The organism is Bacillus cereus group sp. BfR-BA-01355, from assembly GCF_022663675.1.
GTDB lineage: Bacteria > Bacillota > Bacilli > Bacillales > Bacillaceae_G > Bacillus_A > Bacillus_A thuringiensis_S.
The window spans coordinates 1-211 of sequence record NZ_JAKUFY010000522.1; the positions used below are offsets into that span (position 1 = coordinate 1).

Genomic DNA, 211 nt, shown 5'->3' on the forward strand with positions numbered 1-211 from the left:
TGTTGTTATTTGCTTTGGACCTGAATTTGTATTCTCAACAGGGCTGCTTGCTAGCTTATGTTCTGGATTGCCAGTAGCAATTTTAGCTGCTGGGTTTTGTTCCGGATTATCAGTAACAGTTTTAGTTGTTGGATCTTGCTCCGGATTGTCAGTAACAGGTTTAGCTACTGGATCTTGCACTTGTTTATTAGTATCCTGTTTGGTGCCATCT

1 protein-coding gene is annotated in these 211 nt (G+C 40.8%); it reads right to left on the reverse strand.

The window, feature by feature from the left end; translation table 11 throughout:
- The coding region (locus MR167_RS32755; protein WP_242316336.1) for a hypothetical protein at positions 1-211 on the reverse strand (211 nt) is incomplete at both ends.